Origin of the sequence: Thalassotalea sp. 273M-4, assembly GCF_041410465.1 — a bacterium.
GTDB classification, from domain to species: Bacteria; Pseudomonadota; Gammaproteobacteria; order Enterobacterales; family Alteromonadaceae; genus Thalassotalea_A; species Thalassotalea_A aquiviva.
This window is the reverse complement of record NZ_CP166961.1, coordinates 904,058-926,289: the sequence shown is the minus strand read 5'-3', so window position 1 is coordinate 926,289 and position 22,232 is coordinate 904,058. Positions and strand designations below refer to the sequence as shown.

The 22,232-nt window shown below is 41.5% G+C and carries 22 protein-coding genes; 6 read left to right on the top strand and 16 right to left on the bottom strand.

From position 1 onward, the window contains the following. Positions 1-3: 3 nt before the first annotated feature. From ACAY00_RS04135 to ACAY00_RS04115, 5 genes are all read right to left on the bottom strand, one after another. Entirely contained in the window at positions 4-891 is an 888-nt protein-coding gene (locus ACAY00_RS04135) for a pseudouridine synthase family protein (RefSeq protein WP_371377604.1), read from the bottom strand. Then, complete coding sequence (gene msrQ / locus ACAY00_RS04130; RefSeq protein ID WP_371377602.1) at positions 888-1,514, bottom strand: protein-methionine-sulfoxide reductase heme-binding subunit MsrQ; 627 nt, start codon at positions 1,512-1,514, stop codon at positions 888-890. Before msrQ ends, ACAY00_RS04135 begins: the two co-directional genes overlap by 4 nt. 26 nt (positions 1,515-1,540) lie before the next feature. Next, positions 1,541-2,539 (bottom strand): protein-methionine-sulfoxide reductase catalytic subunit MsrP, encoded by a 999-nt coding sequence (gene msrP, locus ACAY00_RS04125; RefSeq protein WP_371377600.1) that lies wholly within the window; start codon positions 2,537-2,539, stop codon positions 1,541-1,543. Positions 2,540-2,749: 210 nt separating this feature from the next. Then, positions 2,750-3,109, bottom strand: a complete 360-nt coding sequence (locus ACAY00_RS04120) for a glutaredoxin family protein (RefSeq protein ID WP_371377597.1) — start codon at positions 3,107-3,109, stop codon at positions 2,750-2,752. A gap of 60 nt (positions 3,110-3,169) precedes the next feature. Then, positions 3,170-3,721, bottom strand: coding sequence for a DUF2058 domain-containing protein (locus ACAY00_RS04115; protein WP_371377594.1), 552 nt, complete (start codon positions 3,719-3,721; stop codon positions 3,170-3,172). Positions 3,722-3,989: 268 nt separating this feature from the next. Here ACAY00_RS04115 and ACAY00_RS04110 point away from each other — a divergent pair, with 268 nt between their 5' ends. Beyond that, a complete protein-coding gene (locus tag ACAY00_RS04110; RefSeq protein ID WP_371377591.1) occupies positions 3,990-5,168 on the top strand; it encodes a chorismate mutase in 1,179 nt (392 codons plus the stop codon). A gap of 99 nt (positions 5,169-5,267) precedes the next feature. Here ACAY00_RS04110 and ACAY00_RS04105 read toward each other — a convergent pair whose 3' ends face one another. Both ACAY00_RS04105 and ACAY00_RS04100 read right to left on the bottom strand, forming a co-directional pair. Continuing rightward, positions 5,268-8,348 carry an efflux RND transporter permease subunit gene (locus ACAY00_RS04105; protein ID WP_371377587.1) on the bottom strand — a complete coding sequence of 1,027 codons (3,081 nt, stop codon included), beginning with the start codon at positions 8,346-8,348 and terminating at the stop codon, positions 5,268-5,270. Then, positions 8,345-9,415: an efflux RND transporter periplasmic adaptor subunit gene (locus ACAY00_RS04100; RefSeq protein WP_371377584.1), complete on the bottom strand. Its 1,071-nt coding sequence runs from the start codon at positions 9,413-9,415 to the stop codon at positions 8,345-8,347. The genes ACAY00_RS04105 and ACAY00_RS04100 overlap by 4 nt, the downstream gene beginning before the upstream one ends. A gap of 166 nt (positions 9,416-9,581) precedes the next feature. Here ACAY00_RS04100 and ACAY00_RS04095 point away from each other — a divergent pair, with 166 nt between their 5' ends. Beyond that, the gene (locus ACAY00_RS04095) at positions 9,582-10,250 is read left to right on the top strand and encodes a hypothetical protein (RefSeq protein ID WP_371377581.1); all 669 of its coding nucleotides are present in this window, start codon (positions 9,582-9,584) and stop codon (positions 10,248-10,250) included. Positions 10,251-10,337: 87 nt separating this feature from the next. Beyond that, a complete protein-coding gene (locus ACAY00_RS04090; protein ID WP_371377579.1) occupies positions 10,338-10,775 on the top strand; it encodes a hypothetical protein in 438 nt (145 codons plus the stop codon). Between the two features lie 36 nt (positions 10,776-10,811). On the opposite strand, the gene ACAY00_RS04085 is transcribed toward ACAY00_RS04090, so the two are convergent. From ACAY00_RS04085 to rpsP, 7 genes are all read right to left on the bottom strand, one after another. Next, a complete protein-coding gene (locus ACAY00_RS04085; RefSeq protein WP_371377577.1) occupies positions 10,812-11,321 on the bottom strand; it encodes a thioredoxin family protein in 510 nt (169 codons plus the stop codon). Beyond that, complete coding sequence (tyrA, locus tag ACAY00_RS04080) at positions 11,321-12,445, bottom strand: bifunctional chorismate mutase/prephenate dehydrogenase (RefSeq protein WP_371377575.1); 1,125 nt, start codon at positions 12,443-12,445, stop codon at positions 11,321-11,323. Before tyrA ends, ACAY00_RS04085 begins: the two co-directional genes overlap by 1 nt. A 14-nt stretch (positions 12,446-12,459) precedes the next feature. Next, the gene (locus tag ACAY00_RS04075) at positions 12,460-13,533 is read right to left on the bottom strand and encodes a 3-deoxy-7-phosphoheptulonate synthase (RefSeq protein WP_371379550.1); all 1,074 of its coding nucleotides are present in this window, start codon (positions 13,531-13,533) and stop codon (positions 12,460-12,462) included. 461 nt (positions 13,534-13,994) lie between these two features. Further along, entirely contained in the window at positions 13,995-14,345 is a 351-nt protein-coding gene (rplS, locus tag ACAY00_RS04070) for a 50S ribosomal protein L19 (protein ID WP_371377573.1), read from the bottom strand. A 28-nt stretch (positions 14,346-14,373) separates the two neighbouring features. Further along, positions 14,374-15,138 carry a tRNA (guanosine(37)-N1)-methyltransferase TrmD gene (trmD, locus tag ACAY00_RS04065; RefSeq protein WP_371377570.1) on the bottom strand — a complete coding sequence of 255 codons (765 nt, stop codon included), beginning with the start codon at positions 15,136-15,138 and terminating at the stop codon, positions 14,374-14,376. Between the two features lie 4 nt (positions 15,139-15,142). Beyond that, positions 15,143-15,664, bottom strand: a complete 522-nt coding sequence (rimM, locus tag ACAY00_RS04060) for a ribosome maturation factor RimM (RefSeq protein ID WP_371377567.1) — start codon at positions 15,662-15,664, stop codon at positions 15,143-15,145. A 34-nt stretch (positions 15,665-15,698) separates the two neighbouring features. Then, on the bottom strand, positions 15,699-15,944 hold the full coding sequence (rpsP, locus tag ACAY00_RS04055; RefSeq protein WP_371379547.1) for a 30S ribosomal protein S16: 246 nt from the start codon (positions 15,942-15,944) through the stop codon (positions 15,699-15,701). Positions 15,945-16,179: 235 nt separating this feature from the next. Here rpsP and ACAY00_RS04050 point away from each other — a divergent pair, with 235 nt between their 5' ends. Continuing rightward, a complete protein-coding gene (locus ACAY00_RS04050; RefSeq protein ID WP_371377564.1) occupies positions 16,180-17,151 on the top strand; it encodes a DMT family transporter in 972 nt (323 codons plus the stop codon). Positions 17,152-17,265: 114 nt separating this feature from the next. Here ACAY00_RS04050 and ACAY00_RS04045 read toward each other — a convergent pair whose 3' ends face one another. Both ACAY00_RS04045 and ffh read right to left on the bottom strand, forming a co-directional pair. Beyond that, positions 17,266-18,378: a hypothetical protein gene (locus ACAY00_RS04045; protein ID WP_371377561.1), complete on the bottom strand. Its 1,113-nt coding sequence runs from the start codon at positions 18,376-18,378 to the stop codon at positions 17,266-17,268. Between the two features lie 47 nt (positions 18,379-18,425). Further along, on the bottom strand, positions 18,426-19,820 hold the full coding sequence (gene ffh, locus ACAY00_RS04040; protein WP_371377559.1) for a signal recognition particle protein: 1,395 nt from the start codon (positions 19,818-19,820) through the stop codon (positions 18,426-18,428). 189 nt (positions 19,821-20,009) lie between these two features. Between ffh and ACAY00_RS04035 the strand changes: the two genes are divergently transcribed. After that, a complete protein-coding gene (locus ACAY00_RS04035; protein WP_371377556.1) occupies positions 20,010-21,233 on the top strand; it encodes an SO_0444 family Cu/Zn efflux transporter in 1,224 nt (407 codons plus the stop codon). Between the two features lie 161 nt (positions 21,234-21,394). Then, positions 21,395-22,189, top strand: a complete 795-nt coding sequence (locus ACAY00_RS04030; protein WP_371379543.1) for an inner membrane protein YpjD — start codon at positions 21,395-21,397, stop codon at positions 22,187-22,189. The last annotated feature ends 43 nt before the right edge of the window (positions 22,190-22,232 follow it).

Sequence of the window (22,232 nt, the reverse complement as noted above, 5' to 3'; positions counted from 1 at the left end):
TCGTTATAACCTGAGGTGATACGCCTCTGGTAAATGAAACTCCAGAGGTTGCAACGACTTATGGTGCTCATCGCTTTGGCTGTTTTGTTGAGCGATATTAGGTAAACATAAATATACCGATTGCAATTGTAAGTTTAAATCGCTTGCATTGGCATCACCATATAATCTATCACCGACAATAGGAAAGCCGATTGAACTGAGGTGCAGTCTTATTTGATGTTTGCGTCCGGTATCAATTTGCACCGCAACTTTTGTTCGTTGCTGGGCTTCGTCATAAGCCAACACTTTTATGTGACTAAGTGCAGACTTTCCAGCAACAGGCGTGTCCAGAGTTAATAGCGGTTTGCCCTGCAAACAAGGACGAATATCGCCTAGCACAATGGCGTGATAGATCTTTTTCGTTTGGCGCTGCTCAAAACTCTTGGCTAATCGGCTAGCCATGGATTTCGTATGCGCTAGCACCATAAGCCCAGAGGTTGCACGATCTAGACGATGAACCATATAGACAGGTCTTTGCGGTTGAAAATGGGTTTCGACAAACCTTGCAATGGTGGTGTGATCACTCCACTTTGAACCTTGGCAAAGCATACCATAGGGTTTAAACCAAACACTGTAATCATTCCCTTGCGCGATCATTACCGCGGGTTCAACCTGTTGGGATAAGACTTCAGGATTATAGTAAAAATGCAGTTGTTCACCTTGTTTAAAAGATTTCTTAGCTCGGCGTAAACGGGCTGTTGATTGCCCCTTAGTGTGCCAAAGACAGCCTTGTTGAATCGCTTTTTTTATTTGCCCTAAACTTAAACCCGATGCTTGCCCAAGTAAAGGCAATATATTTTGGCTGTCATTTTGTAAGGTTAGGTGCAATTCTTGTTTGGCATTAAGAGTCATTTAATCGACTTATCGGCTGACTGTTTTTGATCAGCCAACTTTACCTTATCTGTTCTTTGAAACCAACGTTGAAATTTATCTTTACGAAACCACAACAACCCAAGCAAAATGGCAATATACAACAAGGGTTGATAAACAGCAGATTTTACCGACCAATAAAAGTGTATACAAACCAGAGCAACCAACAGGTAATTAAAGTTATGTAACCATTGCCAACGTTTACCCATAAGCCTTTTAAGGGGGTTAAGAGAAGTAATTGCAAGTGCCAGCAATAATATAAACGCCAGCATACCAATGCTAATATACGGTCGTTTAATGACTTCGTCGATAAATAACGAAAAATCAAATTGCAACTCAAAAAACAAAAAACTGAGAATATGCAAGCACGCATAAAAAAAGCCGTACAAGCCCAACAAACGTCGCACCTGCATTAGCCAACCTTGGCGAAAGGTTTTAGCGAGCGGGGTCACCGATAGAGTCAGTAATAAAACATTCAAACCACTGATCCCAGTAAAATGAATAATTTGCTCTACAGGGTCGGCTCCAAGTCTATCTAATATAGCTAAGTAATACATTATAACCGCAGGGAGCAAAGCACTAAAATGAATCAATGCTTTTAGCAACAAGACTCTATGCCTAGTGGCCAGCATTAATAAAATTTCCGTAAATCTAAGTGCTTGTACATTTCACCTACTTCTTCTTGGTAGCCATTAAACAATTGGGTTTCAATACGATTTCTGGCAAACAAACCACCTCCGGTGAGTCGACGCTCACTCGCTTGCGACCATCTAGGGTGAGCAACATTGGGGTTAACGTTGGCATAAAAACCATATTCATTGGGGGCGAGCAGGTTCCATGTTGTGGGCGGTTGTTTACTGACCAGCTTGATCCCAACAATTGATTTTATGCTCTTAAAACCATACTTCCATGGCACCACTAACCGAATAGGGGCGCCATTTTGGGGTGGTAATGTTTTGCCATATAAGCCAACCGATAATAAAGTTAAAGGGTGCATCGCTTCATCTAAACGCAAGCCCTCAACATAAGGGTAATCAATGCCACCGCCTAAAAATCGATTGGCTTGCCCAGGCATTTGTTTGGGATCATACAATGTTTCAAAAGCCACATACTTGGCTTTGGATCTTGGCTGAGCTTGTTTAATTAACTTAGCCAGTGGAAATCCTAGCCAAGGTATCACCATAGACCATGCTTCGACACAACGTAAACGATAAATACGTTCTTCTATATCAAAGCGTGTAAACAGTTGTTCGTAGTCTAAGGTAATTGGGTTATCGACTTCCCCTGATATGGATAAAGTCCATGGATTAACCACAAACTTTTGTGCATTTTCTGCTGGTTGGTGTTTTTGCGCACCAAATTCATAGAAGTTATTGTGGCTTATGACCTTATTTTCGGGGGTTAATTTATCTGTATTCGAACTTCGATTGCTACGCACCGCCGTTAGGGCACGGGTTTTAAACGGTTGTTCAGCGGCGCTTGCTGGTAACGTTCCAGTGGCACTTAATAAGGCCGATGTGGCGCCCAAATAGCCAAGACTTTTGAGAATTCGACGACGATCTTGATAAACAGACTCATCGGTGACTAGATTTTCACTGATTTTGCTTTGGTTAGCTTGTTTTATGATCATCTTAGCCTCTATACATTAGCGCTCTATAAAACTATATAGAATAGACAGGTGTTTACCCAATTAAATTTCTATTAAATAAACGCTTTAAGCTTAAGAAAAGTTTGCTCTTAGGTTGAGTAAAATGCAAAAAAGAAGGATGGAGCAGATAGTAAAACACCGAAATAAAACGCATTATTGGCTTAATTTCGGTGTTTTTAAAGCGAAAATAAATTACCCAGCAAGTTTATTTAGGTGATTAATGATATCGTTTGATTCATACATCCATTCGACCCGACCATCTTGATGATCGATACGCAAACAAGGTACTGTACGTTTTCCGCCTTGTGCGATCAAGGTATCTAAATTGTCTTGTTGTTTAATATCGACTAATTTAATGTTTAAATTTTGTCGCTTGATTGCTCGTCGTACTTTAACGCAAAACGGACATGCATTAAGTTGGTACAAACTAAAGTTTTGGGTCATGTGGTCAATACGTTGTTGTGATTGTGGATCTCGTTTGATCGATGTTGGACGAAAAATAAAATTAAATAATAAAATCAATCGACCAAGAATAAAGCGAATTACAGCCATTAGTTTTCCTGTAGTTGTATAAGTAAAAAGAAATCTTAATAAACGGGGTTTAACGAGGGATCACCACATTAAATCATCTGGTATTTGATATTCGGCATATGGGTCGTCTTCGTCTACCTCATCGCCTGTCACGTTATCGTTGTGCAACAAAATAACCGACGGGTCTAAGGTGGCAATTTTTTCGGCGGTTTGCGATGTCACTATGTAGGTAGTGCCCATTAAACCACAAACAGCCAAACGACCATTTACAAGCGCTTGTTGAGTTTGGTTATTAACAAACAGTTTTTTTACTTTGTTTTCATCCGTGTAGTTATACGCTAACTCACCTTCATAATTTTTAACATGGTGGTGTTGCAATATTTGGCTGATTCGGTTTTGTAACTCTTTCGCCGCCAATTGCATTTTCTTTTCTTCATTAAGGGCTTTATCTTTTGCCGCTTTCTCAGCTTGTGCGGCTTCAAGATCTTGTTTGATTTGTTCTTGCAAGCTCACTTCAACGTTTGCACCACTGCGTTTTTGTTTGTTTTTACGACGTTTGTCGGTATTGGCCTGACGAGCTTTTTGTTTGGTGGTAAGCCCGGCTTTCAATAATTGCTCTTGTAATGACGACATTGAAAAATCCTAAACATTAGATCTTAAGTTATTCTCGAACACGCAAGAATATTTAGTATAAATTTCACTTATTTTACCATAGCCTTAATTATCTGTTGACAGTTTTTATTCACCCTCATACATTAATGTTATGAATCAAATTATCTGCGCTTTTAAATTTACTTTCTTTACCGGCTGACGCTGGAGTTTTTTCGTATTTAAAAGTCGCGAAAAACCTCCTGTTACGGAGGTTTTTTTTTCCATTTCGATTGCCAGCAAGGAAAACACAGTGAAAGAGCAATTAGACTTAGAACGGATCCGCGAACAAATAACCGATTTAGATCAGCAATTACTAACGCTGTTTGCCAAACGACGCGCGCTAACATTAAATGTCGCCAAAAGCAAAGCCGAACAAATACGTCCGGTACGAGATCCTCAACGAGAACAAGAGCTGCTCATTAGGTTAATTCAGCAAGGCAAAGAAATTGGCTTAGACCCGCATTATGTCACCAGTGTTTTTCAAACCATTATTGAAGATTCGGTGCTAAATCAACAAGCCTATTTACAACAACTGAAAAACCCTGACCTTGCAGCGCCAACTGTCAGCGTGGCATTTTTAGGTGATAAAGGCTCTTACTCACACCTCGCCAGCCACCGTTATTTTTCCCGTCGAGCAGAGAATATCATTGAATATGGTTGTGACAGTTTTAGCCAAGTTCTGCAACAAGTTGAATCAGGTATTGTCGATTACGGTATGCTCCCGATAGAAAACACCAGCTCGGGCAGCATCAACGAGGTGTATGACTTACTTCAACACACCAACTTAGCGATTGTTGGCGAACTTACCCAACCAATTGATCACTGCTTATTAACCGCTAAAAATACCCGTCTAGAAGATATCAAAGTGATTTACGCCCATGCTCAACCCGTGCAACAATGCAGTAACTTTCTCAATAAGCAAGAGTCAATTCGAATTGAGTATTGTGATAGTTCGGCACAAGCAATGGAAAAGGCCAAAAGTTTGCAACAAACCGATGTCGCGGTTATTGGCAGTGAACAAGGTGGTAAAATGTATGATTTGATGCCATTGAAAAAATCGATTGCCAATCAACAAGAAAACCACAGTCGGTTTATTTTAGTTGCTCGTAAAGCGGTTGATGTTGCGGTCCAAATTCCAGCCAAAACCACCTTAATTTTAGCCACTGGCCAAACCCCTGGTGCGTTGGTCGACTGTTTGGTTATTTTAAAAGATTATGGCATCAATATGACCAAATTAGAGTCTAGACCGATTCAAGGACGTCCTTGGGAAGAGATGTTTTATATTGACCTTGAAGGCAATCTTAAGTCACCGCAAATGCAAGAGTGTTTATCTAAACTTAACGACAACACCCGCTTTATTAAAGTCTTAGGTTGCTATGCCAGCGAACAAATAAAACCGACTCAAGTTCCTGCTCAAAAGCTGCAATAATGCGTAATACCAAAATGGAATGAATGCGAACACGTTTCCCTAAAAACAAAAATGGCCTGCATTTGCAGGCCATTTTTATGTTTACAGCTAAGTCATATCTTAGCTGTATTTATCGATTTGCTTACTGATGTACTCAGGCGATTTAGTGCCTCGGCATAACCAATAATACGCGCCAGGAACAATAAATAAAGTGAACACACTGGCAAGCGATACGCCGGCGAAGATAACGACCCCTAATACCATACGGCTTTCTGAGCCAGGGCCTATCGCGATGACCAAGGGTATCGAACTCATCACCGTGGTAAAGGTGGTCATAACGATGGGACGTAATCGTTGCTGCGCTGCTTTGACAATGGCGTTTTCAAAGGTTTCACCAGCATCGCGTAGCTGGTTTGCAAACTCAACAATCAAGATACCGTTTTTGGCTGCCAAACCAATGAGCATAACAATGCCAATTTGGCTGTAAATATTGATTGTTAAGCCCATTAAATACAAACCAGCCAAACCACCGACCAAGGCTAACGGCACCGTTAACATAATGACCAATGGGTGAATAAAGCTTTCAAATTGAGCGGCCAAAACCAAGAATGTGATCAATAACGCTAGGCCAAAAATCAACAGCATTGAGTTGCTACTTTCTTGTAACTTTTGTGATTGACCAGTGTAATCCACCGAGGCTTCAACCGGTAACTCTTCAAGAACCACTTGATTGAGAAAATCTAACGCTTCTCCTAATGTATAGCCATCAGCTAAATTACCCGATAAGGTGATGCTGCGAAGACGGTTAAAGCGATTTAATTGCGCAGATGTTGCCGATTCTTCGAAACTGACCAGATTTGACAATGGAATAAGTTCGCCGGTGGATTTTGAGCGCACATAAATATTATCAATGCTGCTTGGTGAACGATAGCTTTCTTCATCACCTTCAAGCAAGACATCGTACTCCTCTCCTTTTTCGACGTAAGTGGTTACTCGGCGCTTACCCAACATCGTTTCTAACGTGCGACCGATGTCGCCAACTGAAACACCTAAATCTGACGCTCGTTGACGATCAATTTTCACCATCAATTGCGGGTAGGTTTCACGATAATCACTCTCCAAACCGATAATTTTCGGGTTTTCCTGCGCTTTCGCCAATAAAATATCGCGCCATCGCGCCAACTCTTCATAGCTATTGCCCTGAAGCACAAAACCAATAGGACGACCGCCACCACTGCGACCGCCTAAACCACCTCGCATCATGGCAAAGGCACGAACATCATTGATGCTGGCCAATTCACGGTTAAAGCCATTGATAAAATCAAAGGTTGAAGTTTTCCGCTGATCCCAGTTAGGCATGCCAATAATCGCAATCCCACCACTGCCACCAAAACCAGGTACACGAACAATAACCCTATCTAAAGTGCCGTCCTCGTAGTGTTTAAGCAACTTAGATTCGATTTTTTTCATATTGGCTGCGTTATTTTCAAAACTCGCCCCTTCGGCTCCTCGCATAATTAAGAATGCACCACCTCTATCTTCTTTGGGGGCAAACTCGCTTGGGATCTTGTCAAAAATCACATACAAGCTACTAAACGCAAGAGCCATAACCACCACTATCATTAATGGTTGTTTGATAACAGAAGCAACGACCTGACCATAACGCGTTTCCAACTTGGCAAAGGCCTTATCTAAAATTTGGCCCAAAGAGGAACTGCGCTGACGATGTTTTAATAATTTCGAACACATCATCGGCGTTAAAGATAAGGCGGTGACGCTTGAAAAAATCACCGCGGCGGCAATCGCTAAAGCAAATTCGGTAAATAAACGACCGATATCGCCAGAGATAAAAATTAATGGTACGAATACCGCGACCAATACGAGCGTGGTCGCTACCACCGCAAAAGCCACCTCTCGACCGCCATGGTACGCCGCCATTAACGGTTTTTCGCCATTTTCGATGCGACGATAAATGTTTTCTAACACCACGATAGAGTCATCAACCACCAATCCGATGGCAAGGACTAATGCCAATAGGGTCAATAAGTTAATCGAAAACCCTAAAAGCGATAGCACGATCATCGAGCCAATTAAAGCAATAGGCACGGTCACCGCCGGAATAAAGGTAGCTCGGATATTGCCAAGAAAAATGAAAATCACCAAGATAACCATCACCATGGCAATACCTAAGGTGTTATATACCTCGTCAATCGACTCTTTAATAAAGATACTGGAGTCATAACTTGGTACAATTTCAGTCCCGGCTGGCAAGTTAAGCTGAATAGCCTCCATTTCTTTTTGTGCGGCTTTTACCACATCAATGGTGTTGGCTTGAGACTGCTTGATAATCCCAAGCCCCACCATGTTGCGCCCGTTACCTTTAAACAAGGTCTCATCGGTTCTCGCATCCACTTTAACCACTGCAACATCGCTTAAGCGAATAAGTGAATTGTCTTGACCACGGGCAATAACCATATCGGCAAAATCCACATCGGTCTTATAACTTCGAGCCACTCGCACACTAAAGTTTCGGTCGATGGACTTGATCTCGCCTGCAGGCAGTTCCACGTTTTCGGCCCGTAATGTGCTCTCAATGTCACTGACGGTGATCCCGCGAGCGGCCATCGCTTGGCGATCAAGAATGATTCTCATCGCATAAGTGCGCCCACCGCCAACCATAATTTCGGCAACCCCATTGACCACCGCAAATCGATCGACAATGTAGCGATTGGCGTAATCGGTTAATTCAAGGGTATTAAAAACATCACTTTGCAAGGTAAACCAAGCGATAACATCTTCTCGATCATCAGATTTACGCACTTCCGGGGGATTGGCTTGTTCCGGTAATCGACTTAATTGTGACGATATTTTTTCGCGCACATCATTTGCCGCCCCATCAATATCACGGTCAATGTCAAATTCAATAGAGATATTCGAACGACCATCTCGCGAAGAGGATTGGATCGTTTTAACGCCTTCAATACCACTGATTTTATCTTCTAAAATTTTGGTTATCTTAGTTTCGACAATAGCGGCAGAAGCCCCAGGATATGAGGTTGAGACACTCACAATCGGCTTGTCAGTATCTGGGTATTCTCTTAATGGCAACAATAAAAAAGCTAAAATACCAAAAGTAACAATAAGTAAGTTAAGAACCGTTGCAAATACCGGTCTTTTTACCGACAGATCAGAGAGGATCATAAACCACTCCCTGAAAATTCATTATCTAACTTTACTTGCGCGCCATCACGCAGCTTTAAAGCGCCTTCAATAACCACTTGTTCATCTTGTTCAAGACCCGATAATATTTCAACAACCCCAGGTTTTCTGCGACCGACTTCGATGTACTTACGTTTAGCTACATTGTCCTCAACGACAAAGACAAAATGACGGTCTTCAAATGGGATCACCGCACTTTCTGGAAGTTGCAACACTTGCTCAACATTGCGCACTAAGGAAATGGTCATTAACATACCTGGGCGTAATTTAAGTTCAGGGTTTGGAATTTCTGCTCGAATAACGATGGTACGCGTACTTGGGTCAACACGCGAGGCGATGCTCGTGACTTTGCCTTCAAAGGTTTTATCGTTGTAAGCAATATTACCCGCTTCAATTGATTGACCAATTTTTAACGTTGGCAAAAATCGCTCAGGAATAGCAAAGTCGACTTTAATAGTGTCTAAGTCATCCAAGCTGGTGATCACATCGCCATTACGGACCAATGCCCCCACACTCACTTGTCTAAAGCCAAGTTGTCCATCAAATGGCGCTCGAATGGTTAAACTATCTAAAACCGCCTGAGCACTCGATAATCGGGCGACAATGGCATCCGTTTTGGCTTTTTGATCATCAAGTTCTGATATCGCAGCCACTTTCTTTTGCAACAGTTCTTTATAACGGTTTAACTGTGCCGTCGACTCGGCTAAATTAGCTTCAAGCTCTTTAACCTTTGCTTGCTCTTCAGCTTTGACGAGTTCAACTAAGATATCACCTTTTTTAACTCGATCACCGTCACTAAAGTGAATACTTTCAACAAGGTCCGAGTATTGAGCTGTAATATTGACTTGTTCGTTCGCTTTCGCAGTACCTAAAGCTTCTACTTCATCAACAAATTTGGCTTCTATTACATTGGTGGTTTTTACGGTTACCACCCGGGCTCGGCGCTCAACACTTTGATTAGGTTTAGGCCAATTTAAAAAAATTAATAACACCACCAAAACGGCAGATAAAAGAATTAATGGAAGACGAGAAGAGTTTGCATTGTCCATAAAAAAGCTCTTGTAAAAATTAAACTGACGGCAATATAGCCTAGTTTATGGTACAAAACGATAAGTTTACGCTGAGTTACAATTTTCTCAGGTTAAATTGAGCGTCGTAACAAGCTATAATCACCCCAACACCTGTTAAATTCCCTAATGAAACCAAGGAAATAAAATGAACAAGCTCGCTATCGTTGCCGCCCTTTTACTGGCTTTTTTTGGCGCGATGCTATGGTATCTAGCATCAGCCGACTGGAATGGCTTTGTAAAATCACAAGTAGAACTGCATAGCAGCAACGCCCTTTCTCGTGAGGTTCAGCTCGCAAAGGTTGAAATGAATATGCCTCAAGGTGTGGGAACGCTTTATGGTCTAACGGTGGCAAACAACGAAAATCAAAAACAAGCCAATCTATTAGCCATAGATGAGGTGTTAATTGATATTAATCCAGAAACCTTAACAGCCGCCTTTGTGGTTATCGACTCTGTTCGAATAAACAAGGTGCACGCGTTTGTTGAATTAAGGCAAAACAATCAGAGCAATATTGCCGACATCCTTGCTTTTATCGAACAAACCAATAGCCCAAATGATGCTCAAGAGAAGCCGACCAAGAGTAAGAAAAAAAAGGTTACAAAGATTTCTATTAAATCACTTATAATCAATGATTTAACTATAGAATTTACGGACCAAAGCATTCCCCCTATTCACCCCAGCACAACGCCTATTGCGTTAGAATTTATTGGCGGTGAGCAAGGCGTTGATGCCAATAAACTTGCCAGTGAGATTGCCAAGATATTATTTGAGCAAATCGAAAACGCCACAACTATGGCACTTGAATCGCATTAATTGAACTTACCAGACCAGAGTTTGACTCTGGTCTTGTTCTCAGCTAGATATTGAAAGACATCACAAGCCCTAAAGTGCCTAGCCGATATGAATGCGTCGAAAGTAAGTATACAGCAACAACTCAAAAACCATCTCATCGCCATCATAAGCCTGTTTATAGCCGTTTCGTCGCTGGCTTATAATACTTGGCGTAATGAGGTCACTGAATACAATCGCAACGTTAGAACCTCATCGTTTGAAGTGTTAATGTCGTTAACACAATTACAGTTATTAATTGATTACGCTTTTTACGACGACAACAATACCAAACAAGACCCGATAAAAGGCTGGAGCTATGTCCTCTATATGGAGGACTTAGCACAAACCATTTCGCCACAAACCGAAAGCCAAATAGACGACCTAAAAAGCACTTGGCAACAACACTGGCAACAAGTCGACAACAACAAAGAAAGCGTTGATTTATTAACAAAGGAAATCAGTGAAAGTCGAAAGCTGGTTCTCAAAACGCTAAAACAATTACACTGAGCCAGAATTATAAGATCAATACTAAACCAATAAGGTTTATTGTGATACTTGCCAAAATTCTAATAAATCTTCGGATAAACTCTTATTAGGTACTTCGATAATACGGCCAAGCTCTTTTTCTTTAGCGTACATAATGATGGTAGGGGTGTATTTAACTTGATGCGACTCAGCCAGACCTAAAGGGTCCGATTTGTGTCTATCTAAAGCTATTAAGTTTATTTGATGACCGTGATCATTAAATATTTTTAATAAGCGAGGTACTTCACGCTGACTGTCATGACACCAGGTCGCAAAATACACATCTATGTGCACATCTTGAGGTAAGGTTTTCGCGGCTTTGACTTCATCATCACTTGGTATGTAATTAAAATAGCTGTTAGCAAAATCGTCAAATTGACTATGTAATGCCACTTTAGTGGTTTTACCAACCAGATCAACATCTACCTTATTGGCCGCCATCACAGGCTTAAAAAGACTTAAAAGAACTAACCAGCAACCCCAACTCACGGTTGTTTTAAATCGATTATCTGTGGTTCGAAATAACATCACTTGTCCTTAGCTTTTTCTAATAATGAACGCGACTCACGTAAGAAGCTGTTCGCATCATCGCCAAACCAATTGGCGACCTGCTCGAAGGTGTCGATAAATTCTTGCTTGTTACCTTGCTCTACCGAGGTTAACAAATCTACGAAGCGACTGGCAAATCGCTTCATCATTTCAACATGTGCAGGATTGGCAAAGATGATATCGGCGTATAAATGAGGGTCTTGCGCAAACAAACGCCCAACCATCACTAATTCAAGGCGATATATAGGCGAACTCATTGCCAATAATTTTTCTAAGTCGACATTTTCTGCCACTAAATGGGCGCCATAACACACCGTCGAAAAGTGACGCATGACCTGTACCATGGCCATCGCCTCGTCATGTTCAGCCGAGCTGGTGATAAAGTTATTCGCCCCCCAAACCTGCAGTTGGTCAAGCAGCCATTGGTATTGTTGAGGCATACGACCATGGCATACAATGATCGTTTGCTTGATCATCCCTGTAACATCGGGACCAAACATCGGATGCAAACCAACCACGGGGCCTTGATGTACTTTTAACATCGTATTTAGTGGTGACTGTTTGACACTGGTTAAATCGGCTAAAATGCAATTTTTGGGTAACTGGGTTAATTTTTCAATAATAGCTTGAGTTATGTTGATTGGGACGGCGACGATTACCAAGCCTGCATCTTTTAAAATCGCCTCACTGTGCTGCCAGTCATCTTTATCGAGTATTTTAACTTGATAGCCCGTGCGGGCAAACAAGTCAACAAATACCCCACCGAGTTGCCCATACCCACCGATAATAACAACATCACCCGCACCAGGATTAACACAGCGATAGCCTTTGGCATCTTGCGAAGAATAGGAGTCACGCATGATGCGACGAAAGACATCTTCAATCATATCTTCATTGACTCCAACGCTAGTGGCCTGTGCACGTAACTTAAGTAATAATTGAGCCTCTCGCTCGGGTGCAAAAATAGGCATACCAACTTGGCTTTTTAATTCACCTACTTTACTGGTGACCTGGCGTCGTTTGGCTAATAAGGTGACTAGCTCTTGGTCAATAAGATCAATTTGATCACGACATTGCTGCAAATTTTGTTCGAACGATTCCATAACTTGGCCTGCGCTTAATTGCCTATTCGTTGTGGTAGCACTTTGCCAAGCTTAGCGTGTGCTTTTGCTAATAAATCGGCGGTAGTTTGCCAATCAATGCAGGCATCGGTCACCGATACACCATAGGTTAATTGCTCTTTTGGTAAGTCAGAACTTTGATTACCACCATTAAGATGGCTTTCTAACATAATACCTATAATGGACTTATTACCATCACAAATTTGATTAAATACATTATCCGCGACAAGTGGTTGACGATTGTGATCTTTACTTGAATTGGCATGACTGCAATCCACCACTAAGGCTTTTTCAAGCTTGGCTTGCTCTAGACTTTGTTCGCATAGGGCAACATTAACCGAGTCGTAATTAGGCTGTTTACCACCACGTAAAATCACATGCCCATCTGGGTTACCTGAAGTGCGCAACAATGCCACTTGCCCTTCAAGGTTTATGCCCATAAAACGATGTGGGGATGCCGCTGATTGCATCGCATTAATCGCCACATCCAAGCTACCATTGGTACCATTTTTAAAACCAATTGGCATCGATAAACCACTGGCCATTTCGCGGTGTGTTTGCGACTCGGTAGTACGAGCACCAATAGCCGACCAACTAAAAAGTTCGGCTAAGTATTGTGGCGATATCGGATCTAATGCTTCGGTTGCGAGTGGCAAGCCAAGTTCCGTCAAATAAATCAATAACTCACGAGCGGTTTTTAAGCCCTGTTCAACATCAAAACTGCCGTCCATGTGGGGATCGTTAATTAAGCCTTTCCACCCCACCGTAGTACGTGGTTTTTCAAAATACACTCGCATCACAATGTACAAAGTATCTTTATATTCGTCGTGTAATGCCTTTAATTTACGCCCATATTCTTTTGCTGCTTCAATATCATGTACAGAGCATGGACCTGAGATGACCAATAAGCGAGGATCATTTTTATGAATGATATTGGCAATACTTTGCCTCGCATCGAGAATAAACTCTCGACCTTTATCGGATAAAGGCAAAAGTTGTTTTAATTCATTTGGGGTCATTAATACTTCTTCAGAATTAACGTGAATATCATTCAGTTTTCCATTGTGCATGGCAGTCGGCATAGCGGTTTCCGTATAAAAAGTTGTGGTGAAAAATAAAATGCAGGGTGTAACGAAGTAAGTACAGACTTACCAATAAAGATAGGTATGGCGATAATATCGAAATTTGAATTGTTGGTAGAGGTTATTCATATCTTTGTGCGTTGCAATCAAAATTATTGGTTGGTATTTACAGCCAATGAGCTAGAAGAAGATTGTTCCCCTTGACAGACATCTGCAAAATACCGACTCGTCCGAGTACTTTATTATTAAAACTTTTCCCACTGGCTTGCAAGGAAAAAAACGGTTTTAATCAAAATAAGCCTGAAAACTTTTTCTCAGCCAATACTTATACCAATCCCATTAACCGAAAAAGGCAAAGGTTAAGACACCGAAAGCAACCTAAATTTTATCTAAAAAAAATGCCAGTCAGGTGTCTGACTGGCATTTTCATTGGGTCATAAGTAATGAGATTACTTAGCCAACTTTTCCTTGATACGTGCTTTCTTACCAGAAAGTTCACGTAGGTAGTAAAGCTTAGCTTGACGCACGTCACCACGACGCTTAACATTAATTTCTGCAACTAATGGGCTGTGTGTCTGGAATACACGTTCTACACCTTCACCGCTTGAGATCTTACGAACGGTAAAAGATGAATGCAATCCGCGGTTTTTCTTAGCGATTACCACACCTTCGAAAGCCTGAAGACGCTCTTTGTCACCTTCTTTAACTTTTACTTTAACAACTAAAGTATCACCAGGAGCGAACGCTGGTACGTCAGTTTTCATTTGCTCTTGTTCGAGCATGTCAATGATTTTACTCATAATACACCTTTATTCCTAGAATATACTGCTAATCTTCGCAAGTTTGATGTTGCTGTTTTATCAGCGCTAACATCTGTTCTTGCTCGGCAGTCAGAGCTAGGTTAGCTAGTAAATCTGGACGTCGAATCCAGGTACGTTCTAATGACTGTTGCATGCGCCATTTACGAATGTTTTCATGATTACCGCTCAGTAGCACGCTAGGTACCGATTTGCCATCCAGAACTTCTGGACGGGTATAGTGAGGACAATCAAGTAAACCGTCAGAAAATGAATCCTGTTCAGCTGACTGATTGTGTCCCAATACACCAGGTACAAATCTTACCACTGCATCGATTAAGGTCATCGCAGGCAGTTCGCCTCCCGTTAACACAAAATCGCCGATCGACCACTCTTCGTCTATATCAGATTCAATGAGTCTTTCGTCTATGCCTTCATAACGCCCTGCAATTAATACCAGGGATTTATGTTGCGATAATTCACGTACACCGTTTTGGTCAAGCTTTCGTCCCTGTGGTGATAGGTAGATAACATGCGCATCTTCGCCAGCCTGTTGTTTGGCGGCATTAATGGCATCTCGCAAAGGTTGCACCATCATCAGCATTCCCGGTCCACCGCCGTATGGGCGATCGTCCACGGTTCTGTGCTTATCATGGGTAAATTCCCTTGGGTTTATGGTATTAAAGTCCACCAACCCGTTGCGAATTGCTCTTCCTGTCACCCCAGACTCAGTGATAGCAGTAAACATTTCGGGAAAAAGGCTAATCACCTCTATCCGCATTTTACAGTTATCCATTGAGTTAGAAACCCGGGTCCCAGTCCACGTTAATTTGTTTCATTTCAAGTGATACATTTTTTATCACTTGTTGATCTAAGTAAGGAATTAACCTTTCTTTTTTGCCAAACCCATCATTCGGGTTGGCTTTAACAACCAGTACATCGTTTGAACCTGTTTCCATGATGTCTGTTACTTTGCCAAAGTTATAACCTTGCTCATTAACAACCGTCATGCCAATCAGATCACGCCAGTAAAACTCACCTTCAGGTAAATCTGGTAATAATGAATCGTCTATCGTAATTTCAGCACCCGTTTTAAGTTGGGCATCATTACGATCGTTGACTCCGGCAAATTTAGCGATTAAACCATTATTATGGCGTCTCCACTCACTTACCGTCACTGTTTGTTTTTTTCCGCCTAAATCTAAGATCCAAGGGGAATAATCAAAAATTGCTTCCGGGTTATCTGTAAAAGAATGAACTTTCAACCAACCTTTAATGCCGTAAACAGCACCAATTTTTCCAAGGGTGACATCTTTATTCATAATTTACTTAATCTCCCACAATTTTCTAAGCTAATTAAGCCGCAGATGCGTCTTTTACTAACTTAGCTACACGATCAGATACCGCTGCACCTTGACCAACCCAGTGGTTGATGCGGTCGATGTCTAAACGTAATTTTTCTGCCTGACCTTGGGCAGTTGGGTTGAAGAAACCTACTTTCTCGATGAAACGACCATCGCGAGAGTTACGGCTGTCAGCAACAACCACTTGATAAAATGGGCGCTTTTTTGCGCCGCCACGAGCTAAACGAATGGTAACCATACCGTCCTCTATATTTAAGTTATAAAACGATTTTCCAGACACTTCCCAACCCATAAGGGTTAGAAAAGCTCGCAGATTTTACGCTTTTACAAATAAAAAGCAAGTATTAACCACAAAATAGCCAGAAATAATCGGAAAAAATACGAGCGAAAAAACATGATCACTGATAAAATCGCGCTTTCTCGCCAACCACAAAGACAATTTTAGCAAATTATCTACATAGAGATTGTATTCAATGTCATCAATTACCAATAATAATAGTAAAGGTTTGTTACTCGCCTTAATCACTGCCGTTATGTGGGGGCTTTTACCCTTAGCCTTAGGCAGTGTATTAAAGTTGATGGATGCATATACCATTACCTGGTATCGCTTTATTTTTGCCGCGGTTGCTGTTGGCATATTACTGTTTAAACGACAAAAACTACCTACCCACTTACTGCAAAGTAAAAAGCTGATAAAAACCATGCTGATCACCTCGGTATTTTTATCCTTGAATTATATTCTCTATTTAAGCTCGCTGTATTTTGTTCCCGCTGAAACCGCACAAATGCTGATCCAAATGGCGCCTTTTATGATGTTAGTGGGTAGTGTGCTTATTCTAAAAGAGTCTTTTAGCCGCGGTCAGATGGTAGGCTCATTCGTATTAATCACTGGCTTGTGTTTATTTTTCAACCAACAATTTAGCAACACATCTTCACTAGACCGAGAAGATTTTTTGATTGGGTTCGCGATCATGGTTGGTGCTTCTGTCACTTGGGCAGCGTACGCTATTTTACAAAAGCAAATGCTGAAATCGTTTAGCTCAAACCAAATTATGTGGTGTATTTATCTGCTTAGCAGTTTTTTCTTTTTTCCTCTATCGTCACCATTTCAGGTCGAGGCATTTGATTGGTTAGCCATCGCCTTACTCTTTTTCTGTTGTGCCAACACCCTTATTGCCTATGGCACATTTGCAGAGTCTCTGCAATATTGGCCGGCGTCTAAAGTAAGTGCGGTACTGGCGATTACCCCTTTATTAACCGTAGTGTTCGCAACGATTGCCAGTGCTCTTTGGCCTCATCTATATCAAGCTCAAAAACTCAACTTTTTAGCTTATCTGGGGGCCATATTTGTGGTATTAGGCTCAATGCTAACGGCACTAGGGCATAAAATATTCAGCAGAGAGAGAGTTTCTGCTTTATTGCGAATTAAACAGACAAAGCGCTAGTTTATAAAAGCAAATAATAGACCTAAAAAAACGGCCTAATTAAGGCCGTTTTTTGTTTAGAGTATATGTTGACGATTACCCTACCCGGTAGTTACAAATTAGAACCAAGGTAAGTTAATTGGCCATATCAATATAGTGTGGGCTTGAATTTAACGCTTTTTGTGAGCCTTTTAATGAAAAGTTATAACCGCATAAACTGAATTGGCCTCGAATCGCTAATAAGCGAATGACGGTTTCAGTATCAAGCGGTGAAAAATTAGCGTAATAATTACCAGCATCTTCAATTTCGACTGACAGGGTTCTAACCGAATCACCACGATTAAATTCAATCGCCGCACAGGTATCATCGCCTTTGGCAGTCGTTTGAGACCAAATAACGCCATCATCTAATAAGTCTGCTTTCCAGTGAATGATCAAACCTTGATGCTCACTAAGGAGCAAATAAAAATCATCCGGCATAGCCAATAAGTGTTGTCGAATTTTTGCCTTATCGATAATAACAGGGTTTTCTGCTTCCCTACTGCTGTTTAGCTCTTGCTGTGCAGGTACGGTCAACATTGGCCAAGTCAAACTCACTAACGAAATGAGCATCAGCGTTGCCATTATCAAATGCGTCGCAAGTTTGTACTGCTTATAATACGTTTGCAGTTGTTCAATCCAAATATGGCTAGAAGTTGAGGGGGCATTTATCGACACAGCAGGATCAGTAGCAAACTGCTGTGTTGTTATGCCCGCAAACTCATCATTATCTTGAGGAGGTTGTTGACCAAATAAACTGGGTTCAATACGCTCAGTTCGTCTGTGGTTAGATTCAACAAGCGGTTGCAAAAAAGAAGAAAGATCAACGGGTCCGGCGTAGCCAAGTTGATAATTTACCTCTTCGGCACTTTTTTGCACCGATAGCCAAAAAGTCAAACAATAACAAAAACTGAAGGCAAGAAAGGCTAACCCAGACTCGAGTAACACACTGAGTATGGCTGCAGCCAAAAACAACAGAGCATTAAGCCCCGCGAATAACCTTTTTAACTTGCCATCATGACAACGTCTAAGCGACGATGCATAGGCAACAAAAGTAAATGCGAAAGCAAAAATACATTGAGCAGCAAAACCACTGATGATCGTGCTGCCAAGAAATAAAAATGCGACGCTAAATGAGAATAAAGAGATTAAAAAGCGGCCGCCATGTTCACGGCCTTGTAAACAAATAAATGACTTAAAAAGCTGCACGACTGTTCTCAACCTTAATCAATTGACGGTAACGATGAAAGACAGGATTAACGACGGAAAAACCCGCCTGGTCCACCCATGCCGCCCATACCACCAGGAGGCATCATCCCTTTCATCGAACGCATCATTTTTTGCATTCCGCCTTTACCAGACATTTTTTTCATCATTTTTTGCATTTGAGTAAATTGCTTAAGCAACTTATTAACGTCTTGAATTTGGGTTCCAGAACCGGCGGCAATTCGGCGTTTACGAGAACCTTTGATGATTTCAGGGCGTTCGCGTTCAGCCGGGGTCATAGAATTGATAATGGCTTCCATACGCACGGTAATTTTATCGTCCATTTGACCTTTAATTTGATCGGACATCCCACCCATACCAGGCAGTTTGTCCATAAGGCCCATCATACCGCCCATAGATTTCATTTGAACTAATTGCTCGCGAAAATCTTCTAAATCAAAACCTTTACCACTTTTAACTTTGTTGGCGAGCTTTTGCGCTTTTTCCTTATCAACCTTTTGCTCTACTTCTTCAATTAAAGATAGAACGTCGCCCATCCCTAAAATACGAGACGCAACACGGTCAGGATGGAATGGCTCAAGGGCATCAATTTTTTCACCCGCACCTAAGAACTTAATCGGTTTGCCGGTGATGTGACGAATAGATAAGGCCGCACCGCCACGGGCATCACCGTCGGTTTTTGTTAAGATAACACCGGTTAATGGTAAGGCTTCATTAAAGGCCTTGGCCGTATTGGCGGCATCTTGACCGGTCATTGCATCAACCACAAATAAGGTTTCAACCGGGTTTATTTGACTATGCAGTTGTTGGATTTCATCCATCATCTCGCCATCAACATGCAAACGACCGGCGGTATCAACAAGAACAACATCAATAAATTGTTTCTTCGCCTGAGCGATGGCCGCATTGGCTATATCGACCGGCTTTTGAGAAATGTCACTAGGGAAAAACTCGGCATTGACTTCACTGGCCAGTGTTTCCAACTGTTTTATTGCCGCTGGACGATAAACATCGGCACTAACCACCATGACCTTTTTCTTTTCTCGTTCTTGTAAAAACTTTGCCAGCTTGGCTACGGAGGTCGTTTTACCCGCGCCTTGCAAACCTGCCATAAGCACAACCGCTGGTGGCGCGGCTTTTAAATCAAGGGCTTCGTTAGCAGCCCCCATCGCGGCTTCAAGTTCGGTACGAACAATTTTGACAAAAATTTGACCAGGGGTAAGACTTTTAGATACTTCTTGCCCGACCGCACGTTCTTTTACATTGGCAATAAATTCACGGATAACAGGTAAAGCAACATCAGCTTCGAGTAAAGCCATTCGAACTTCACGTAACGTATCTTTAATATTGTCTTCGGTAAGACGGCCACGGCCACTGATATTTTTCAGCGTTTTAGTCAAACGATCAGATAAATTTTCGAACATAGGAGAGTTTGCCAATTTAATAATTCAATAAAGCGGTATTATACCAATCCATTTAAGAAAATATACTTAATCGCAACCGGTTTATTTTAATTCGACAATAAAAAGTCTCACTGAAACAATTTACGGGTTTTATATTTACTAAACTGGGATACAATAACCTTGATTATTTTTACTGTGGATGTGAGGAATATGGACCTAGTCGTGCTTTGGAGTCAAAACTTATTGCAACTCGCTAACGAAGCAAGTCCTTGGCTCATTTTGGGCTTGATTATAGCGGGGTTGATGAAAACGTGGGTACCAACCCAAATATTAACTCAACATTTAGGAAAAGGTAAAAGAGCGATTGTTAAAGCGGCATTTATTGGTGCCCCCCTACCTTTATGCTCATGTGGGGTTATTCCTGTTGCCAGCCAACTTAGACGTTCTGGCGCATCCCCTTCGGCAACTTCAGCGTTCCTTGTTGCCACACCTGAAACCGGTGTTGACTCGGTATCGGTTTCGTACGCGTTGCTTGGCCCTGTCATGGCAATATATCGTCCATTTGCGGCCATTATGTCGGCGATTATTACTGGCTTTTTAGTGCTTGCTCGCGATCATAACAGCAATGAAAAGTCGCCATCGCTATCGTCTCAACCAAGGTCAAGTAGTGCGTGTTGTAGTAGCGACAAAACACCAGTTGCGAAACCGGTTAAAACGTCCTGTTGTAGCACCAGCGAAGAGCCAAAACAATCAGCTACCAGTTGCCATCCCCAAACAGCTCCAGCACTGCAAAGCATCACACAAGCCACGCCTAGTATATCGGCAACGAGCACAGTAACCCTTGCGCGTAATAGCTCTTGTTGCTCTGCTGCCAAAGTTAAACCACTGAGTTGGGTTGATAAAACCCTGTTAGGGTTTAAATACGCCTTCACCCAACTGCTTGATGACATTGTCGTTTGGCTGTTTATTGGGTTGGTATTTGCCACCACGATTCGTACCTTTTTAGCAACCGATTTCTTGTTACAATATGGCAGTGGGTTAGTCGCGATGTTGGTAATGATATGCTTATCCATACCAATGTATATTTGCGCAACGGCATCAACACCGATTGCTGCCGGTTTTATTATGGCGGGAATATCACCTGGCACTGCCTTAGTCTTTATGATGGCAGGCCCAGCAACTAATATTTCCACTTTAGGGGTGATCAAAAAGGAAATGGGTAGCAGTGTCCTAACTCGCTACTTACTTGGTGTTGCCTTGTCGGCAATCGGTTTTGGCTTATTACTCGATGCTGGCCTTAATTATTTTAATATCAACATCTCGGAACAAATGAGTCACAGCCACGAACTATTACCGGCGTGGTTCGCTTTAACTTGCACCCTGATTTTAATATTTTTTGCGATCAAACCTTTGCGTCGTATGTCATTGAAATAATTAGCTCTTGCTAATTTTGTTTGATGAGATTAATTTGCTAATGTTTAGATTACAATAAGCAAAATGATCGCCAACTCATGACACTAGGTGAATGGGTTGTATCGAATAACCGCGTTAACATTAATAGATTAATAAAAAATTTTAAGGGGTATCCATTGAGCATGGTAAGTATGCTGACTCTATTGGTAATTTCACTTTACCTGTTATCAGCTTTAGCTGTTATTACGAGACTATTTCACCCTGAAGGACCCAAGCCAAACGTTTACTTAACCTTAGGTTGGCTGGCGCTTATTGGTCATGCCTTGTTGTTATCAGGAAGTTGGTTTTTAAATGCTGATTTGAATTTTAGTTTTAATAATATGCTCTCATTGATGAGCTTTGTAATCGCCCTGGTGGTCTCGACCATTGCCGTTAAATATAAAGCCGACCTTATTTTACCCGTGGTGTATTTTGTCACGGCCATTTTGCTAACTCTGGTCGGGCTTTTGCCTTCCCATCAACATATGGTCATAGACCTTAATAAACTTAGTTTAATTGTTCACATTAGCAGCGCATTATTGGCGTTTGCTATTTTAATGATTGCCACTTTGTACGCGTTTCAAGTCAGTTATATTAATTTAAAACTGAAAAACAAAAAGCTTCTATCTTTAAGTCATTTACCACCATTGATGCAAGTAGAGGGGCAGTTTTTTAAAATTTTATTGCTCGGTACCAGCTGTTTGTTTTTATCTTTGCTGATTGGCTTTGTGTTTATTGACGACTTTATCACCAAAGAAAATGCCCATAAAACCGTCTTATCGCTTGTGGCCTTGCTGGTATATTGCAGCATTCTTTGGGGGCACTTTAGCCAAGGCTGGCGAGGTAAAAGGATTTTGACCTTGGTTATTGTGGCAAGTTTTCTCCTGACGCTGTCTTATTTTGGCAGTAAATTTGTGAAAGAATTTTTATTATCATAACAAACACGTTAATATGACGTTAGGCCATAGTGGCTTTTGCTTT

What these genes read in the sequence shown, in the direction of transcription:
- rpsP (WP_371379547.1), bottom strand. Translation starts at nt 15,944, where the DNA reads ATGGTTACCATTCGTTTAGCTCGTGGCGGCGCAAAAAAGCGCCCATTT.
- rplS (WP_371377573.1), bottom strand. Translation starts at nt 14,345, where the DNA reads ATGAGTAAAATCATTGACATGCTCGAACAAGAGCAAATGAAAACTGAC.
- msrP (WP_371377600.1), bottom strand. Translation starts at nt 2,539, where the DNA reads ATGATCATAAAACAAGCTAACCAAAGCAAAATCAGTGAAAATCTAGTC.
- ACAY00_RS04085 (WP_371377577.1), bottom strand. Translation starts at nt 11,321, where the DNA reads ATGTTATTTCGAACCACAGATAATCGATTTAAAACAACCGTGAGTTGG.
- ACAY00_RS04115 (WP_371377594.1), bottom strand. Translation starts at nt 3,721, where the DNA reads ATGTCGTCATTACAAGAGCAATTATTGAAAGCCGGGCTTACCACCAAA.
- ACAY00_RS04100 (WP_371377584.1), bottom strand. Translation starts at nt 9,415, where the DNA reads ATGGACAATGCAAACTCTTCTCGTCTTCCATTAATTCTTTTATCTGCC.
- ACAY00_RS04050 (WP_371377564.1), top strand. Translation starts at nt 16,180, where the DNA reads ATGTCATCAATTACCAATAATAATAGTAAAGGTTTGTTACTCGCCTTA.
- rimM (WP_371377567.1), bottom strand. Translation starts at nt 15,664, where the DNA reads ATGAATAAAGATGTCACCCTTGGAAAAATTGGTGCTGTTTACGGCATT.
- ACAY00_RS04120 (WP_371377597.1), bottom strand. Translation starts at nt 3,109, where the DNA reads ATGGCTGTAATTCGCTTTATTCTTGGTCGATTGATTTTATTATTTAAT.
- ACAY00_RS04035 (WP_371377556.1), top strand. Translation starts at nt 20,010, where the DNA reads ATGGACCTAGTCGTGCTTTGGAGTCAAAACTTATTGCAACTCGCTAAC.
- ACAY00_RS04095 (WP_371377581.1), top strand. Translation starts at nt 9,582, where the DNA reads ATGAACAAGCTCGCTATCGTTGCCGCCCTTTTACTGGCTTTTTTTGGC.
- ACAY00_RS04030 (WP_371379543.1), top strand. Translation starts at nt 21,395, where the DNA reads ATGGTAAGTATGCTGACTCTATTGGTAATTTCACTTTACCTGTTATCA.
- ACAY00_RS04135 (WP_371377604.1), bottom strand. Translation starts at nt 891, where the DNA reads ATGACTCTTAATGCCAAACAAGAATTGCACCTAACCTTACAAAATGAC.
- tyrA (WP_371377575.1), bottom strand. Translation starts at nt 12,445, where the DNA reads ATGGAATCGTTCGAACAAAATTTGCAGCAATGTCGTGATCAAATTGAT.
- ffh (WP_371377559.1), bottom strand. Translation starts at nt 19,820, where the DNA reads ATGTTCGAAAATTTATCTGATCGTTTGACTAAAACGCTGAAAAATATC.
- ACAY00_RS04090 (WP_371377579.1), top strand. Translation starts at nt 10,338, where the DNA reads ATGAATGCGTCGAAAGTAAGTATACAGCAACAACTCAAAAACCATCTC.
- ACAY00_RS04075 (WP_371379550.1), bottom strand. Translation starts at nt 13,533, where the DNA reads ATGCACAATGGAAAACTGAATGATATTCACGTTAATTCTGAAGAAGTA.
- ACAY00_RS04105 (WP_371377587.1), bottom strand. Translation starts at nt 8,348, where the DNA reads ATGATCCTCTCTGATCTGTCGGTAAAAAGACCGGTATTTGCAACGGTT.
- trmD (WP_371377570.1), bottom strand. Translation starts at nt 15,138, where the DNA reads ATGGATAACTGTAAAATGCGGATAGAGGTGATTAGCCTTTTTCCCGAA.